Origin of the sequence: Mesorhizobium sp. M1A.F.Ca.IN.020.06.1.1, from assembly GCF_004023265.1 — a bacterium.
Taxonomy (GTDB): Bacteria; Pseudomonadota; Alphaproteobacteria; order Rhizobiales; family Rhizobiaceae; genus Mesorhizobium.
The window spans coordinates 1-15,312 of record NZ_RZSR01000024.1; the positions used below are offsets into that span (position 1 = coordinate 1).

15 protein-coding genes and 1 pseudogene are annotated in these 15,312 nt (G+C 62.0%); 6 read left to right on the forward strand and 10 right to left on the reverse strand.

Features of this window, described 5'->3' with window-relative positions; translation table 11 throughout:
• Positions 1 to 167: 167 nt before the first annotated feature.
• Positions 168 to 1,067, reverse strand: a complete 900-nt coding sequence (locus EOA60_RS02305) for a LysR family transcriptional regulator (RefSeq protein WP_067324844.1) — start codon at positions 1,065 to 1,067, stop codon at positions 168 to 170.
• Positions 1,068 to 1,173: 106 nt separating this feature from the next.
• Here EOA60_RS02305 and EOA60_RS02310 point away from each other — a divergent pair, with 106 nt between their 5' ends.
• Positions 1,174 to 1,935 (forward strand): SDR family oxidoreductase, encoded by a 762-nt coding sequence (locus EOA60_RS02310; protein WP_095801140.1) that lies wholly within the window; start codon positions 1,174 to 1,176, stop codon positions 1,933 to 1,935.
• Between the two features lie 13 nt (positions 1,936 to 1,948).
• On the opposite strand, the gene EOA60_RS02315 is transcribed toward EOA60_RS02310, so the two are convergent.
• Complete coding sequence (locus EOA60_RS02315; protein WP_245322391.1) at positions 1,949 to 2,782, reverse strand: hypothetical protein; 834 nt, start codon at positions 2,780 to 2,782, stop codon at positions 1,949 to 1,951.
• 73 nt (positions 2,783 to 2,855) lie between these two features.
• On the opposite strand from EOA60_RS02315, the gene EOA60_RS02320 reads away from it, so the two are divergent.
• The 3 genes from EOA60_RS02320 to groL all read left to right on the forward strand — a co-directional run bounded on the left by EOA60_RS02320 (position 2,856) and on the right by groL (position 5,917).
• Complete coding sequence (locus EOA60_RS02320) at positions 2,856 to 3,656, forward strand: methyltransferase domain-containing protein (RefSeq protein WP_127335585.1); 801 nt, start codon at positions 2,856 to 2,858, stop codon at positions 3,654 to 3,656.
• A gap of 227 nt (positions 3,657 to 3,883) precedes the next feature.
• The gene (gene groES, locus EOA60_RS02325; protein WP_095801333.1) at positions 3,884 to 4,180 is read left to right on the forward strand and encodes a co-chaperone GroES; all 297 of its coding nucleotides are present in this window, start codon (positions 3,884 to 3,886) and stop codon (positions 4,178 to 4,180) included.
• A gap of 69 nt (positions 4,181 to 4,249) precedes the next feature.
• Positions 4,250 to 5,917: a chaperonin GroEL gene (gene groL, locus EOA60_RS02330; protein ID WP_128311043.1), complete on the forward strand. Its 1,668-nt coding sequence runs from the start codon at positions 4,250 to 4,252 to the stop codon at positions 5,915 to 5,917.
• 149 nt (positions 5,918 to 6,066) lie between these two features.
• On the opposite strand, the gene EOA60_RS02335 is transcribed toward groL, so the two are convergent.
• The 4 genes and pseudogenes from EOA60_RS02335 to EOA60_RS38685 form a co-directional block, all read right to left on the reverse strand.
• Positions 6,067 to 7,068: a zincin-like metallopeptidase domain-containing protein gene (locus EOA60_RS02335; RefSeq protein WP_051695374.1), complete on the reverse strand. Its 1,002-nt coding sequence runs from the start codon at positions 7,066 to 7,068 to the stop codon at positions 6,067 to 6,069.
• 476 nt (positions 7,069 to 7,544) lie between these two features.
• The gene (locus EOA60_RS38675) at positions 7,545 to 7,739 is read right to left on the reverse strand and encodes a hypothetical protein (RefSeq protein WP_051695369.1); all 195 of its coding nucleotides are present in this window, start codon (positions 7,737 to 7,739) and stop codon (positions 7,545 to 7,547) included.
• A gap of 82 nt (positions 7,740 to 7,821) precedes the next feature.
• Complete coding sequence (locus EOA60_RS38680) at positions 7,822 to 8,100, reverse strand: thioredoxin domain-containing protein (protein ID WP_329609616.1); 279 nt, start codon at positions 8,098 to 8,100, stop codon at positions 7,822 to 7,824.
• Between the two features lie 856 nt (positions 8,101 to 8,956).
• Positions 8,957 to 9,928, reverse strand: a pseudogene (locus tag EOA60_RS38685) (cation:dicarboxylase symporter family transporter); the annotation flags it as partial.
• A 709-nt stretch (positions 9,929 to 10,637) separates the two neighbouring features.
• On the opposite strand from EOA60_RS38685, the gene EOA60_RS02350 reads away from it, so the two are divergent.
• A complete protein-coding gene (locus tag EOA60_RS02350) occupies positions 10,638 to 11,027 on the forward strand; it encodes a hypothetical protein (protein ID WP_029354905.1) in 390 nt (129 codons plus the stop codon).
• 488 nt (positions 11,028 to 11,515) lie between these two features.
• Here the strand turns inward: EOA60_RS02350 and EOA60_RS02360 are convergent, their stop codons facing one another.
• On the reverse strand, positions 11,516 to 12,220 hold the full coding sequence (locus EOA60_RS02360) for a Crp/Fnr family transcriptional regulator (protein WP_029354903.1): 705 nt from the start codon (positions 12,218 to 12,220) through the stop codon (positions 11,516 to 11,518).
• Positions 12,221 to 12,754: 534 nt separating this feature from the next.
• On the opposite strand from EOA60_RS02360, the gene EOA60_RS38690 reads away from it, so the two are divergent.
• Entirely contained in the window at positions 12,755 to 13,003 is a 249-nt protein-coding gene (locus tag EOA60_RS38690) for a DUF6074 family protein (protein ID WP_029354901.1), read from the forward strand.
• Between the two features lie 364 nt (positions 13,004 to 13,367).
• Here the strand turns inward: EOA60_RS38690 and EOA60_RS02370 are convergent, their stop codons facing one another.
• The 3 genes from EOA60_RS02370 to EOA60_RS02380 all read right to left on the reverse strand — a co-directional run.
• A complete protein-coding gene (locus EOA60_RS02370) occupies positions 13,368 to 14,000 on the reverse strand; it encodes an acyl-homoserine-lactone synthase (protein ID WP_029354900.1) in 633 nt (210 codons plus the stop codon).
• Between the two features lie 92 nt (positions 14,001 to 14,092).
• Positions 14,093 to 14,812, reverse strand: coding sequence for a LuxR family transcriptional regulator (locus EOA60_RS02375; protein ID WP_029354898.1), 720 nt, complete (start codon positions 14,810 to 14,812; stop codon positions 14,093 to 14,095).
• Between the two features lie 99 nt (positions 14,813 to 14,911).
• Positions 14,912 to 15,312, reverse strand: a 401-nt coding sequence (locus EOA60_RS02380) for a pantoate--beta-alanine ligase (protein ID WP_164899167.1), incomplete at its 5' end; no start/stop codon positions are given.

Sequence of the window (15,312 nt, forward strand, 5' to 3'; positions counted from 1 at the left end):
GGATCCATGCGGCGACTCCGTCATAGAGCGCAACGGCGGAGAATTCTGCAATCCTTGCAACGCCTTAGCGTCACGGCATGGATCCTAGGGTCTGCGCGCGTCGCTTCGCTCCTTGCTCCGCCCTAGGATGACGACCGCTGGATACGATCCCCTCCGCGATTGCCAACTTACCCCGCATCCAGCTTCGGCCCCAGGATCTCCACCAGCCAATCGACAAACACCCTGACCCGTGGCGACAACTGCCGGCTCGGCGGATAGAGCACCGAGATCGGCGTGGGCGTCGGCGGAAAATCGGGAAGCACTTCGACCAGCCGGCCTGCCTCGAGGTCGTCCGCATATCGGAGCCTTGGCGCCTGGAACAGCCCGAAGCCCAGCCGGACCAGCGCAGCACTCGTGTCCGAATTGGCGACCGTGACCCGCGACGGCAGGACGATCTCGCGAACCATGCCGTCGACGGTGAATTCCAGCGGCATCACCTGCCTCGTGCGCGACGACACGAAGCCGATCATCATGTGCCCAGCCAAGTCGTCCGGCGTGCGCGGCACGCCGTGGCGTTCGAGATAGGCGGGGCTGGCCACGGTGATTTCGCGCGCGATGCCGAGACGCCGCACGATCATGTCGCTGTCGGGAAGCGTGCCGGCCCGGATGACGCAATCGACGCCTTCACGCACGAGGTCGACGAGGCGGTCGCCTTCGCCGATATGCACGGTCAGGCCCGGATATCGGGCGAGCAGCGCCGGCAGTTCCGGCAGCAGGAAGGTGCGCGCCATATGGCCGTTGACGTCGACGCTGAGGCGCCCACGCACCTCATGCGCGCCGAAGCCGCCCTCGGCATCCTCGATGTCGGCGAGGATGCCGATGCAACGCTGGTAATAGGCTTCACCGTCGAGCGTGGTGGTGACGTGGCGCGTGGTGCGACGCAGCAGCTGCACGCCCAACCGCTCCTCCAACTGCTTAATCGCGGCGGTGGCGCTGGAGCGCGGCAGGCCGAGATCGGCAGCGGCCGCCGTGAAGCTGCGCCGTTCCACGACGCGGGTGAAGAGCCGCATGCTGTCGAACCTGTCCATCGCGGATTGTTCGCAAATCTTGAATAGAGTTGGCAATCCATGCCAGATTATATCGGTCATTCGCGCGAGTATATGGATCACCATCGCCAAGACGGAGATTTTCACCATGACCACTCGCGCCATTGCCCTCATCACCGGCGGCAGCCGCGGCCTCGGCCGCAACACAGCGCTCAACCTCGCCCGCAAGGGCGTCGACGTCATCCTCACCTACCGCTCGCGCGCCGACGAGGCGAAGGCGGCGATCGCCGAGATCGAGGCCGCAGGCGGCCGCGCCGCGGCGCTCGAGCTCGACACCGGCGCCGTTACCACCTTCCCGGCTTTCGTCGCGGCATTGAGAAAGACGCTTCAGGGAACCTGGCAGCGCGACCGCTTCGATTATCTCGTCAACAATGCCGGGACCGGCCTGCGCAAGCCGATCGCCGAGACGACGGAAGAGGAATTCGACACGCTGATGAACATCCATCTCAAAGGCGTGTTCTTCCTAACCCAGGCGCTGCTGCCGCTGATCAACGATGGCGGCCGCATCGTCAACGTGTCGAGCGGGCTGGCGCGCTTCTCGGTTCCGGGCTCGGCCGCCTATGCGATGATGAAGGGCGGCATCGAGGTGTTCACGCGCTACCTCGCCAAGGAGCTCAGCCAGCGCCGCATCACCGCCAACACCGTGGCGCCCGGCGCCATCGCCACCGACTTCAACGGCGGCCATGTGCGCGACGACGCCGAGATCAACCGCGTCGTGGCTGGCATGACGGCGCTCGGCCGCGCCGGCGTCGCCGACGATATCGGGCCGATGATCGCCTCGCTGCTGTCGGAGGACAATCGCTGGGTCAACGCCCAGCGCATCGAGGTCTCGGGCGGCATGAATATCTAAGCGTGTTGGCGGATCAACCCTTCGAAGCCGTCGGCAAGATTGGCATTGCCGGCGCGATGAAGCTCGACAGATTGCGGGCGCGTCCAGGCGTTTTGTTGGCATCGAGCAGCACCGCCCTGCCCTCATGCATGACGAAATCGAACTTTCCGTAGTCGAAGCCCAGCTTGCGCCTTAGCGCGCGAAGCTCGTCCGGCACCGGAACCGCCTCGCGACGGATCGTGTCGTCGCCCTTGACCAGGCTCTGCGGCGAGACATGGCGTGTACAGCGCTCGCGCTCACCGCAGAACAGCCAGAAACGGGCGGCAAAGCCATCCGGCTCAGGCTCGGGAATGAATTTTTCCACAATGAGGTCCTCGCGTCCGAACAGCTCGGCCGGAACGTCGGCGAGCGAGGCATGGATCTGGTATTGGTCGAAAGATTCGACGCCGGGAAACGGCATCGGCTTGCCGGCGCGCCGCGCGCGCCGATTCAGTTGCTGTTCCGGCGTTCCCCGATGGTTGAGGCTGCTCTTGACGATAACCTGCCCCTTCCAGCCGTCGTCCTTGCCGACGACGGCTCCGCTAATGCGGCGCTTGGAAATGTCGGCGGCGCCGAGATTGAGGCAGAAGCGAAAGGCGCGGGCATACTCGACATAATCGGGCGACGTTACGGTCGCATCGACATGCAGCACCGCGATATCGGCGGCCGGCTTCGCCGACGTGCCGCTGAGGACCTGCACCGAATGGCCGCGGCGCTTCAGTTCCTCCAGCAGATCGAAGAGCATGTACGGGCTGTCCCGGCGCCATAGCAGCCCGCGCCGGCTTTGGAAGCGGTCGAACTCATGCGTGATGACGGCGATGCGTGCCATTGTTCCCCACTTGGCCTATCAAGCGTCGTCCACTATTCGATCGGATACAACGCGCTACCGGGCTGGGGTTTGGATGACCGAGCATTGGAATGCAATTCGCAAACCTTGGCAGTTGCTCGGCTCACCCTTGCGGCCGCCGGCGGAGGTTATCGAAACCTACGATCGCGAGCTCGGCCTTGCCCCGTCGGATGTCGTGATGCTCGGCGTGACACCCGAGCTCGCCGGGCTCGGCGCCACGCTGACGGCGGTCGACGAGTCTTCGGACATGATTGCCGGCATCTGGCCGGGCGACACCGATACGCGCAAGGCGGTGCAGGGCGACTGGTTCGATCTGCCGTTCGCCGATGCAAGCGTCGAGGCGCTGATCGGCGACGGATGTCTCTCGGTCATCGGCGCCGCCGGCCTCAGGCGCACCCTATTTGCGACGATCGCGCGCGCGCTCAGGTCCGACGGCCGCGCCGGCATCAGGCTTTACGCCTCTCCCGAAACACCGGACGACCCGAAGGATGTCCGCGATCTTGCGCTAAGCGGCGGCGTCTCGACTTTCCATGAGCTGAAATGGCTCGTGGCCATGACCGCGATCGGCGACGCGCCGGATTACACGATCCCGGTCAAAGCCATCCTCGAACACTTCGACAGGGCGTTTCCCGATCGCGAGGAGCTGTCGGCCCGAACCGGATGGGAACTGCCGGTCATCGGAACCATAGACGTCTACCGGGACTCGTCCGCCGTCTATAGTTTCGCCCCCGCGGCAGCGCTCATCGAGGAAGCCCGGACCTTCTTCGACGATCTCCGGCTGGCCTCTAGCGGCACATACGGTCTGGCCGAACGCTGCCCGTTGCTGGTGTTGCGCTCGCCGAAGCGCCCGGACTAAACGGGCTGGATTGCTCGCCCACGCTTCGCGCAGCCACCGCATTTCCGCCCAGGGCTCCGCCTGAGAAAAATTGCGCTGTTGCCCCTCCCCGCGCGCCTTGACTCTCGCAAGCCACCAGCCTATCTCAGCGCCACGTTAGCACTCGCCCTAAGTGAGTGCTAACTTATATCCGGCGGCCTCGCCGGATGGAGGAACAGTTCTCACCGTTCTCATTCGAGGAAGACAACATGGCAAAGTCCAAGTTCCGCCCGCTTCATGACCGCGTGGTCGTTCGCCGGGTCGAATCCGAATCCAAGACCGCCGGCGGGATTATCATCCCGGATACGGCGAAGGAGAAGCCGCAGGAAGGCGAGATCATCGCCGTCGGCTCCGGCGCTCGCGACGAAGCCGGCAAGCTCGTGCCGCTGGACGTCAAGGCCGGCGACCGTGTGCTGTTCGGCAAGTGGTCGGGCACTGAAGTCAAGCTCAATGGCGAGGACCTTCTGATCATGAAGGAATCCGACATCATGGGCATCATCGGCTGATCATCGGCCTCACCGTCAACTGAATCTTGAATCTGCGGGTTCGACCCGAACCCCTGCCAGGAGCTTACAATGGCTGCAAAAGACGTAAAGTTTTCCCGTGATGCCCGCGAGCGCATGCTGCGCGGCGTCAACATCCTCGCCGACGCGGTGAAGGTCACCCTCGGTCCGAAGGGCCGCAACGTCGTCATCGACAAGTCGTTCGGCGCCCCGCGCATCACCAAGGACGGCGTCACCGTCGCCAAGGAGATCGAGCTCGAGGACAAGTTCGAGAACATGGGCGCGCAGATGGTGCGTGAGGTCGCTTCAAAGACCAACGACATCGCCGGCGACGGCACGACCACCGCGACCGTTCTCGCCCAGGCCATCGTCCAGGAAGGCAACAAGGCCGTTGCCGCCGGCATGAACCCGATGGACCTGAAGCGCGGCATCGACCTCGCGGTAACCGACGTCGTTGCGACGCTGATCAAGAACGCCAAGAAGATCAAGACCTCCGAAGAGGTTGCCCAGGTCGGCACCATCGCCGGCAACGGCGATGCTTCGGTCGGCAAGATGATCGCCGAAGCAATGCAGAAGGTCGGCAATGAGGGCGTCATCACGGTCGAGGAAGCCAAGACCGCCGAGACCGAACTCGAAGTCGTCGAAGGCATGCAGTTCGACCGCGGCTATCTCTCGCCCTACTTCGTCACCAACGCCGACAAGATGGTTGCGGATCTGGAAGACGCCTACATCCTTCTCCACGAGAAGAAGCTCTCCAACCTCCAGGCCATGCTGCCGATCCTCGAAGCCGTCGTGCAGACCTCGAAGCCGCTGGTCATCATTTCGGAAGACGTCGAAGGCGAGGCCCTGGCCACGCTGGTCGTCAACAAGCTGCGTGGCGGCCTGAAGATCGCCGCAGTCAAGGCGCCGGGCTTCGGTGATCGCCGCAAGGCCATGCTGGAAGACATCGCCATCCTCACCGGTGGCCAGGTCATTTCCGAAGACCTCGGCATCAAGCTCGAGAATGTTGGCCTCAACATGCTCGGCCGCGCCAAGAAGGTGTCTATCTCCAAGGAGAACACCACCATCGTCGATGGTGCCGGCAAGAAGGCCGAGATCCAGGGCCGCGTCGCCCAGATCAAGCAGCAGATCGAGGAGACCACCTCGGACTACGACAAGGAGAAGCTGCAGGAACGTCTCGCCAAGCTGGCGGGCGGCGTTGCCGTCATCCGCGTCGGCGGTGCGACCGAGATCGAAGTCAAGGAAAAGAAGGACCGCGTCGATGACGCCCTCAACGCGACCCGTGCGGCCGTCGAAGAAGGCATCGTTCCCGGCGGCGGCGTCGCACTCCTGCGCGCTTCGCTGAGCATCAAGGCTGTCGGCGCCAACTCCGACCAGACCGCCGGCATCGCCATCGTGCGTCGCGCGCTGCAGGCTCCGGCCCGCCAGATCGCGGCCAACGCCGGTGCGGAAGCATCGATCGTTGCCGGCAAGATCCTTGAGAACAAGGGCGCGACCTTCGGCTACAACGCCCAGACCGGCGAATATGGCGACATGATCGCCATGGGCATCGTCGATCCGGTCAAGGTTGTCCGCACCGCTCTCCAGGACGCGGCCTCGGTGGCCGGCCTGCTGGTCACCACCGAAGCCATGATCGCGGAGGCTCCGAAGAAGGAGTCGGCTGGCGGCGGCGGCATGCCTGGCGGCATGGGTGGCGGCGGCATGGGCGGCATGGGCGGCATGGGCGGTATGGATTTCTAATCCAGCTCTGGCAGCTTTCGCAACGAGGGGCGGCAGCAATGCCGCCCTTTTTTTGCGAACCTCGATCCGATAAACGATCGGCGCCAACGCCGGCCATGTTAGCGCAACCTCAAAAGAACTGTCGAGTTGGTTGCGCGGCTTTTGCGTCATCAGAGGCGCAAGGCGGCCGCGTGTGATGATTGCGCGCTTCCATAGGCGGTTTCGGCATGTGCCTCGCCTTCGACATCGGCATTGCGGCCAAGCAGGAAATCGGCGGCTTTCGAGGCATGGCTTGCGGCGCGGAAGATGGCGCGGTTGTCCTCGCGCAAAACCGTCAGCCATGAGCCGATGTAGTCGGCATGGCGCACGGTCGGCTCGATGCCGAGACTGCTGCAGATGAAGGCTGATGCGATTTCGGCGACCAGTTCCTCGCGCGCATAGGTGTTGGACCCGAAGGAGCCGGACAGGTCGCGCGCGAGTCGCGTCGGGTGGCCGGTCCAGTGGCCAAGCTCGTGAAAGCAGGTCCGGTAATAGTCGATCTGGTGGAAGAAAGCCGGCTGCGGCGGCACCTGTATGGTGTCGCTGCCGGGCATGTAGAAGGCGCGCTCGCCGCCGATGCGAAAATCAGCGCCGGTTGCATGAATGAGCGCCTCGGCCTGCGGGACCATCTCGCGCTCAGGCAGAGGCTCGCCGGCGGCATAAAGATGTTCGGGCAGATTATCGCACTGCGCGACATTGAAGACGGTAAAGCGCTTCAGGAAGGGCACCGCCTGCGGTTCGTCGCCATCGGTGTCGGCGCGTTGCTTTTCGTTCTTGGGAACAAAGCGGTCAGCGTGAACGATGGTGGTGCCGTGCTCACCCTTCCTGACATTGCCACCTAGGGAAAGCGCCTGCCGGAAGGTGAGCCAGTTCTGGCTGGGGAAACCGCGATCGATGACCCCGCCCCACAGGATCAGGATATTGATGCCGGAATATCGGCGCTGGGTGGCCGCATTCCGCGGCAGGCCGAGGCCTGTCCTTGCCCTGCCCCACGGCTTGACCCATGGCACGGTGCCGCGCTCCAGTTCGGCAATGATGCGGTCGGTGATTTCCTGATAAAGGCTGGCGCCGGTGCGCCCGCCACTCTCTGCGCCAGCCTGTCGGCTGCCGCAACGTTTGTTGTTTGCACGCATCGTGATGTCCTCCGCTCTTCAATCGCGCCCTCCCCGGAAGCGGGGTGGGCGGCGAAAGCGACCGGAAAGGCCCGACGTCGGAGGCGGACTGCATCCGCAGGACCGGAACGGAGTGGAGGACCCGAAGCGAAAGCGAAGGGTTGCGGGACGCCGCGGCGGGCCTAGAAGGGAGTGCTGCCCGCCCTGCGCCACCGGGGAAGGCCACGATAAAAACGACGCCGGCCGACAGGCCGGCGACCGTCAGCAGCCGAAGGCTGCCCCGCGCCAGGGGGCGAAGCCGCAGGGCCAAGACCGCCTGAGCCTGGCGAAGATAAGCGGGCTCGGTTCACGAGCACCCGGCCAGCGCCTTCAGGCGCGGGCGCTCAGGATTGTTGTTGGCGCCCACGGCAGCTGGATGACCGCAACAAGATGCCGAGGAGCAACAGCAAAGCCAGCTGCCACAAACGGCACGCTCCGGCAACAACAGCGTGGCCGATCTACAGATGCTGCCCCGCACGAGAGCCTGCACGCTTTGAGCGCGCATCGGCGAGCAAGCGTTGCAAGCTGGCCATGTCGACCAGGTGGGCGATCACTATATCGCCGACCACCAACGCGGGCGTACGGTCGATGTGCAGACCTTTCGCGAGTGCGCGGACGCGCGCAAGTTCATCTGCGATGGCCGGATCTTGCATTCCCGCTTGAGCTGCTCCACGTCAAGGCCCACACGCGCTGCGATCTTGAGAGTGATCCTTTCAATGATCCAACTGGGGGAAGTCATAAGGGCGCGGTGGAATTCGTCGAACTTTCCCTGTTTTCTCGAGGCGAGTGCGATTGGGAATCCGGTCCCAGGACCGGGAACCGTCTGATCACAAGCTTCAGATTGGGATCATTCTTGAAGGCTTTTTGGTAGTTGAGATCTGCCAGTCTGCAATGCGGACAGTTGTGGTAGTCATTGAATATGACCAGAACGGCATCGCCTTGCGGGTTGCCGGCGATTGGCGAAGGGGGTCGTTGTCGAATGCGCCGCTCCACTTTTGCCTGTCGATCGACCACGCCTGCCGGTGCAGGTTCGCGCTATATTGGCTCGCCAGCACGGCGAGGAGTAAAAGAAGAGCTGCGACAGTGATGGCAGTCGGCTTAGACATGAGTCTCCAATCCATGGACGGCGTGGCAGCAACGGCCCGCCTTTTGGTGTAAAATGCTTTTGATCGAGCCCCGCACTTGCCACAGGGCGCAGTCGCGAGGGCGCACAGCTATAGATGCCGGTGCGCTCTGGCGGTTTCTGGAAAGATGGCCTTGCGCCATCGGGCCCACCCCACCCAGCTGAGCGTCGTTCGCGCGGGCCGGGCAACCGCGACCGCCATTCACCACGCCGGGCGACTGACCGTCCGCCCGGCAGAGCGCTGAAGGGTCCCCGGACCTTCCGGGTTGCCGGCGATTTGGCGAAGCGGGGTCGTTGACGAGTGCGCCGCTCCACTTTTGACTGTCCATTGGCACGACTGCATGGGCGGGGGCGGCCTTTCCCGCGGCGGGTGCGCGCTATTATGGCTCGCCAGCACGGAAAGCAGCACGGCGAGGAGAAAAAGGAGAACCGCGAGAGTGGTGGCCGTTGTCTTAGACATGAGGCTCCAATCCATGGACGGCGTGGCAGCAACGGCCCGCCTTTTCGGTGTAAAATGGGTCGCTTTTGATCGTGCCCCGCAGTTGCTACAGGCGCACAGGTGCGGGTGCGATCTGGCGGTTTCTCAAATACGGCTTTGCGCCATCGGGCCCACCCCAATAGCTGAGCGTCGTTCGCGCGGGGAACTGCGTTCACCACGCCGGGCGACTTGACCGTCCACCGCCAGAGCGCTGAACGGTCCGCTAGTGAGGCGCTCCCCGAATCGTCGTTTATCCCGCTCGCCCCAGACCGGGCGACAGCCAGCGTTGCCGCTACGCTGCGGAGAAATATCGTCAGCGCGTGGCATTCGGACATAAGCTGATCGACGCCAAGAATAAGACCCACGGAGGTGACCGGTGCGGCCGGAACAAGAAAGAGCGTTGCAGCCATTGTGACGAGGCCTGCACCGGTAATGCGGGTTGTTCCGTTCGAAGGGAACAATGCGACGAACAGCATGAGGATCCGGCAGCCGATCGGCAGATCAGTTTTCGTCGTCTGGGCGATGAAGAGGGCGGCGAGCATCATATTCGTGCCGTCCAGATTGAATGGAATGAGACCCACGACCGAATGCGTGGCGCCGGCCTTTTCCATCTTCTCCATGAGCGAGGGCAGCGCGGCCTCCGAGGAGGACGTTGCGAGCAGCAGCTCGTCCTTGATGTATCGGACGAGAGAGAAGATCGAGCGGCCGTTGTAGCGGCAGACCGCGCCGAACAGGACCGAGAAGAACAAGACTTGCAGGATGTCGCCTTCCGCGAAGGCACTGGCAATGGTTGATGGGATGATGTTCATCAGGAAGCTGGTCACGGACTGCTCGTGAGCCGTGGCCACATAGCCCTTAACGGCTTGGACATCGAGCGAGGCCGGATCGATGTTGAGGCCGGCGCCAGGCTGAACGATATTCGCGACAATCAGTCCGACAACGAGTGCAAGTGTCGAGAAGGTGAGGAAATAAACCATCGCCTTGGCGGCAACTCGGCCGACCTTCTGCAGATCGCTCATGCCGGCAATGCCGGTCGCTATTGTCAGGAAGATGACAGGTACGGTGATTATCTTGACGACATCGACGAAGGCATCGCCGAGCGGCTTCAGGCTCTGGCCGGTCTCCAAATGGAAATAGCCGATTGCAGCACCCAGGATTATGGCGGCAAGCATCTGCACGTAGGCCCGGGCAAAATGGCGCTTGCGGGCCGCTGCGTTCGCTATGGGGACTTGTGGAACCAACACCGTTTCTCTCCTTGACCGGATCGGGGTGGGGCTCCTCCTTCTCCCATGCAGTGCTCCGGTCGAACGCTGCGCCCACTTCGGCGCAAGCGATGTGCCAAATAGCAAAGAGGGGAAAACGCGCAGGACCTCTCACGCAGTGCTTGTTCGCTCTCCCGCACTCGCGCTGCGGTTGCCAGTCAACTATGGAAGGGTCCGTTCTTGGGAATTCCAAAGGTCGCTCTTTGCTTCGGCGCAGCTTGGCTGGCTGGAAGGTTCCCTGTTTGCCTTGGGGTCTGGGACCTGCGTCCAGATGGTCAACATTTTCCTGCGCGCCGCACGGGGCTCCAAAGATTCAATCGAGGACGGGCCCTCTTCGAAAACGGCGGCAGCGTTGGTCAAGCCCTTCCACCCTGCTGTCCCACCAAGGGTGTTCAGAAGCTCAGTTCACGATTAAGCGATGGATCAGCGTCATCTGCGTTTGCGCCATCGCGGCGGCGTTGCAAGGGGTCTGCCAAGGATGAGCAAGCCGCGAGGCAGGGCCCGAGACCTAGACTCCATCCTCATCAACAGCGCTCGGCTCGCGTTAGGAATGTTCGAACCGCAGCACGATCAGGTGGCCACACCGTTGGTCGGAACCGGAACCCGACGAATGATCGTTCGTGACCGACATCTGTGAACAAGCAGTGTGTGTCATTGCAATCACCACCCATTGCGCGCAATTGCCCATATGGCCGTGAATGAACTGGATTTGGTGATTTTCCAGATGGCGGTGGAAAGCGTCCGCTTGCTCTCTTCAAGCTTTGATGAGAAGGCGGCTGAGATAGCCACGAGGAGCCGTGGTAGCCTTCTTTTCGACGTGCGGGTTGACGGTGACCTGGAGGTCCAGCGAGTCGCAGCCATTGGATATCCAGGCGACAAGATCGGTGTGGTGGCATTGGACCGAGAGGGCCTTGTTAGCTGCTGTTGCCTTGTCAATGGCACCTTCTCACCTTTCATTGCACCATTGGAGAACTGGACCAGCATGCCCCTGTCCATGCAGGCCCAGATCGATGTCACAGGCTATGCGAGGCTCCTTCTGGCCGCCCTGCGAAATGCTGGACATATGCTGGGCAGGTAGCATCACCGATGATGTCTGTGATGAGATGGTGCAGACGGCTGGATGAGGCGATCGCTTGCCGGCAGCTTTGGCCGCCAAGCGATCGGTGAGTTCGCAATGCTGGACACGTCCTGTAGACTCTGCCAGTTAAGTTAGCGGACAACCATCTGACGAATGCCCGATCTGACAGTCTGGACGGCGCGGCATGCCCTCCTAGGAATGCAGCCGTGGTTCTACTCCCTCGGCTGTTTTTGCGTCGAAGGCGACGGGCACACCGTGAACGATGGACGTCGCCGCCACCAATTCCTCAACTCGCGATCGGTCGCTTTGCACGCCGGCATAAGCGTTCGAATGGCGCGGATCGCCTGGGCGGTGGAGAGGAACCGGGCCTTGCCTCTGGACAGAACATAGGCTTCGGCGGCTTTTTCACCCGCCTCCCTGAAACTCTGACTGACACGATCTAGGACGGGAGTTCGGCAGCCTTCAAGCCTATGTCCGATACCGGACAATCAGGCAGCGGTGGCCAGGCCGAAATAACGTTGCTCCTCCTCGCCGTAAGCGCCATGCGTGAGTTCCATCAATCCGACGCGGTCGATAATCGTGACCTCGCCGCGCTTGGCACGGACAAGTCCTCGATATTCAAGCATTTGCAGGGCCGTGGTGACCCCGGGACGGCGGGCGCCGAGCATGGTCGCCAGAAATTCATGCGTCAGGTAGATCTTGTCTCCGTCAGAGCGGTCATGGATCATCAGCAACCAGCGGGCCAGCCGTTCCTCGATTTTGGAGTGGCCATTGACCAGTGCCGTCCGGGACGACTGGACAAGGAACGCGTGGGCATAGTCCAGCACTGACGTGCGCAGCGACGGGCTTTCCGCAACCGCAGGACGAATGATTTCAACCGGCAGGCGCCAGCCATTGCCTGCGACCTGGATATAGGTCTCGTTGGAAGAGCTGTCCTGTCCGAGAATGAGGGCAATTCCTGTCATCCCGTCATATCCGATAATGCCGACTTCACATTGCCGTCCGCCGGTCATGGTGGCGACCACCGAGGCGATGCCCCTCTCGGGAAAATATCCATTCCTGATCGGCTGATGCGCGATCTCCAACTGAGCCTTGATGTCCAGTTCGACGCGATGCAGCGATGGTCGCAACAGCGCGAAGTCCTCCGGCGAAAGGGATTTCAGCACCCGGTTGCGAAAAAGGGATTCGGGCAAGGCTCTCTCTCATGCGGGCAAGAGCGCGTACCTCTTACTGTCGGCTGCATCCGAAGTAACTGACGGCCGATGCCAAGCATAGGCTTCGAAACGCGCGATTGCAAAGCCCTGTCGGGGCAGTGCAGCCATGCTAGAAGTCGCGCGGCCTTACGATAGGCGCGGATGACATGATTCCCTTCTGCGGCCACCAAGAACGGCTCGGGCACGCTTTAATCATTCATACACAAGCTCGCAGGAATGTAAGCGGCGGAACAGTCGGGTGATTCGTGCCGCCCTGCCCTTTCAGAAATCAAGTCATTGGACGTCAATTCGGGCTGGAACGCCTCGTCGCGGAACGGCACAGGAAACGCAGCCGGATCAGCAATGGTGGTTCACCTTATGTGCGGTCCGGATGTGCGGTCCGGCGGCTCATCGCCCAATGGCTTGTCGAGGGGAAGTGGAACTCGTCATGTCGCCGCGAACCGTCACCGCGCTAAGCGGCGCTTTTGAAGACGCCGGTGTTTTCTTTGTGGAACTGAAACTGTGAGGTGATTGATGCATGACTCAAACATTTGCGTATTTCCGCTGCATCGGCGACGCACATTGGTCGAAAGTATCGCCCAGGCCCTCGAGACCAAGAACGGCGAGGCGGCGAGTGCGTTCTGGCGCTGTGCTGCCAAGAAAATGCTCATTCAATTGTCCGATGTAGGAATTGCGCCAGAGTTCGCTGCGCAGGAGGTTGGAAGGCTTCTTCATGCGGTCTTGGACGATATGGCCAACCGAACGGTAATGCACATAGCATAGGCTTGGGCGCTGTTGGATCGCGCGTCAGCTCGGGTCCTTATCGGGGGACTGCTCCGACTGGCCGACGGTCCGGCCAAACCGGCATACCGGCAAAGGTTTGAGGTTGGGATCGCTCACGGCGGCCGGTCCAATATTCCAAGGCGATCTCAGAAGCCACATTGGCTTCTTTCCAAGCGGACGGGCGCCACTTTGGCGTGCTCACGCTGGACTGCGGGTTGCGCCTACGGAAATCCGAAGTCCGGCCGCGCGAGTCGATCGACCGGAACAGTCGAATGCTCGTGGGGCCGGGTCCGCTCAGCTTGACGGCGGGCGGTGGCGGCCGTGAGCAGACTTAACCCAGGTCACGGCTGACCATCCGCAGGCGCTATGCCGATTGGACGAGAACTGGTTGCCACAACACCGGCCCGTTCAGGCGTCCCCTCCAGCGGATGCGCAAGAGACTGGCGTAGGAAATCTCGAGGAAGCCGGCGACTGCCTCGGTGTTGCCGACCTGCTGGGGCTGTCCGATACGTGACAACGGCCAGGTCGCGAGACGAAGGATCCTTTCGATGCGCGTATCTGTCACCGTTACGATCCCGGAGAGATTGTTGGCCAAGCCGAATTCGATGATGCCCGCGAAGAGCTCGTAGGTTGCTTGTGCCAGGCCGCCAGCAGCCTTCGGCGCTGTCGCAGGGAGATCGAGCGCGAAACGACTACTCTCCCAGATATCGGCACTCGCAGGGACCACCATCTCATCCAGCAGCGCCGGAAACGTATCGCGCAACATAGTCGGTCCGGTGGTCGGCAAAAGGCGGACGCAGCCGCAAGTTCGCCAATCGGACCCCTTGAGAAGTAGGTAGACGGGGTTCAGGCTGTCAAACGGGTCCGTTTCCATTTCGCCTTCGGTCTGCACTTCCCAATCGAGCCGCTTCTTGAAAACCCGATACCTAAGCCCGTGCATTTCCCTGAGTTCGCTCGCGAACTCGGCGTAGCAGTCGGGTGTTATCAGCTGCATCATTGTCGTCTCCGTGCGGGATGTGTCCACGCAATCGAAGGGCAAAGCCGTCATGAATGCAGCCTGTAGACCTTTACAGCTAGCCTTGGAGAGGATCAGGATCTCGCCCGAGCAGCCATCCGCACTATGGCCTGGTTGATGGTTCGCACGCCAAGCTTCGCCTTGGCGTTTTCCTGATGGAAGGTCACGGTGCGTTTCGAGACACCGAGAATCTGGCTGATATCCCAGGCCGACTTGCCGCACGCCGCCCATTTCAGGCACTCGAACTCCCGCGGGGTGAGCGTTATGCCATCTACCACGCAATCTTCGGCGAGCCTGCGCCGGGCATGGATATGAACGTTGATCGCAACCAACTGCATTGCTTTTTCGTAGCGCGTCAGCGACCTCAAAAGTGGCGGATGCGCCTCGTTGGAGGCGAAGGTCAGTGCGGCGAACCGGCCGCGATGATCATGCATCGACATGGTCAGTCCGCCGCGAATGCCGAACTCAGCTGCTTTTTCCAGGACTTCCTGCTGCGAGGTCGGCAAATAACGGTGATCGCGGTCCACACCCCAGTCGAAGGTATCCCAGCCTCGCAGTCCCCGCAGGATCACGGGATCCACGCTGTGGTAGCGCAGTTGCAGGTAATGTGATGTCCATGATGATGGATAATTCGAGATCAATCGCGGCGTGTCGCCGGAAGCGGATGGGTAGGTGAAATAAGCGAAGAACGGAAAGTCGAACCCGGCTGCGGCGGACGCCATTGCCTCATGGAGATCGACGGCATCGACGCTTGCAGAGAGTTGCTCGACCAAGGTTTCAAATACGCGATGCATCTGCGCTTTGCCTACCTCGCGGAGGTTGCTGGAAGCCGGGCGGAGACGTGGTTCTAAATGATGGCCTGTCCCTGCAGGGCGTACGACGCGCCGCCGTCATCACCGCAATTGCTGTGCTGCTTCCGATTGGAGAGAGCTCCGCGCACCTGACCAACTACCGATGGGTGATATTGCGACGTTATCGATGAGCCGCGTGTCGCCAAGCCAAGCCGCAGCAAGCAAGCGTGCCGGTCGGTCAAGGCTTGCTAACGATTGCAGGTCTGTTTCTCCGCGAAGCTCCAGGTATTCGAGCTCGCGATAGCCGGCAGCCAGAATTGTTGCACGCGCTTCATCAAGCGTAGGCAGGATGGGAGAGCCGCGTGCAAGCCGCTCGGCCGTATCGAGCAGGACCGATGCTAGTTTTGGGGCAATGGCGCGTTGGGCTGGGGAGAGCCGCACGTTACGCGACGATAGCGCAAGACCATCGGCTTCGCGGACTGTCGGACAGGGCACAATAGTGA

Bases quoted from the DNA above. Each gene is read 5' to 3' on its own strand.
- groES (WP_095801333.1), top strand. From the start codon at position 3,884: ATGGCAAAGTCCAAGTTCCGCCCGCTTCATGACCGCGTGGTCGTTCGC.
- EOA60_RS02350 (WP_029354905.1), top strand. From the start codon at position 10,638: ATGGCCGTGAATGAACTGGATTTGGTGATTTTCCAGATGGCGGTGGAA.
- EOA60_RS02320 (WP_127335585.1), top strand. From the start codon at position 2,856: ATGACCGAGCATTGGAATGCAATTCGCAAACCTTGGCAGTTGCTCGGC.
- EOA60_RS02305 (WP_067324844.1), bottom strand. From the start codon at position 1,067: ATGGACAGGTTCGACAGCATGCGGCTCTTCACCCGCGTCGTGGAACGG.
- EOA60_RS02310 (WP_095801140.1), top strand. From the start codon at position 1,174: ATGACCACTCGCGCCATTGCCCTCATCACCGGCGGCAGCCGCGGCCTC.
- EOA60_RS02315 (WP_245322391.1), bottom strand. From the start codon at position 2,782: ATGGCACGCATCGCCGTCATCACGCATGAGTTCGACCGCTTCCAAAGC.
- EOA60_RS38690 (WP_029354901.1), top strand. From the start codon at position 12,755: ATGCATGACTCAAACATTTGCGTATTTCCGCTGCATCGGCGACGCACA.
- groL (WP_128311043.1), top strand. From the start codon at position 4,250: ATGGCTGCAAAAGACGTAAAGTTTTCCCGTGATGCCCGCGAGCGCATG.
- EOA60_RS02335 (WP_051695374.1), bottom strand. From the start codon at position 7,068: ATGCGTGCAAACAACAAACGTTGCGGCAGCCGACAGGCTGGCGCAGAG.
- EOA60_RS38675 (WP_051695369.1), bottom strand. From the start codon at position 7,739: ATGCAAGATCCGGCCATCGCAGATGAACTTGCGCGCGTCCGCGCACTC.
- EOA60_RS02375 (WP_029354898.1), bottom strand. From the start codon at position 14,812: ATGCATCGCGTATTTGAAACCTTGGTCGAGCAACTCTCTGCAAGCGTC.
- EOA60_RS02370 (WP_029354900.1), bottom strand. From the start codon at position 14,000: ATGATGCAGCTGATAACACCCGACTGCTACGCCGAGTTCGCGAGCGAA.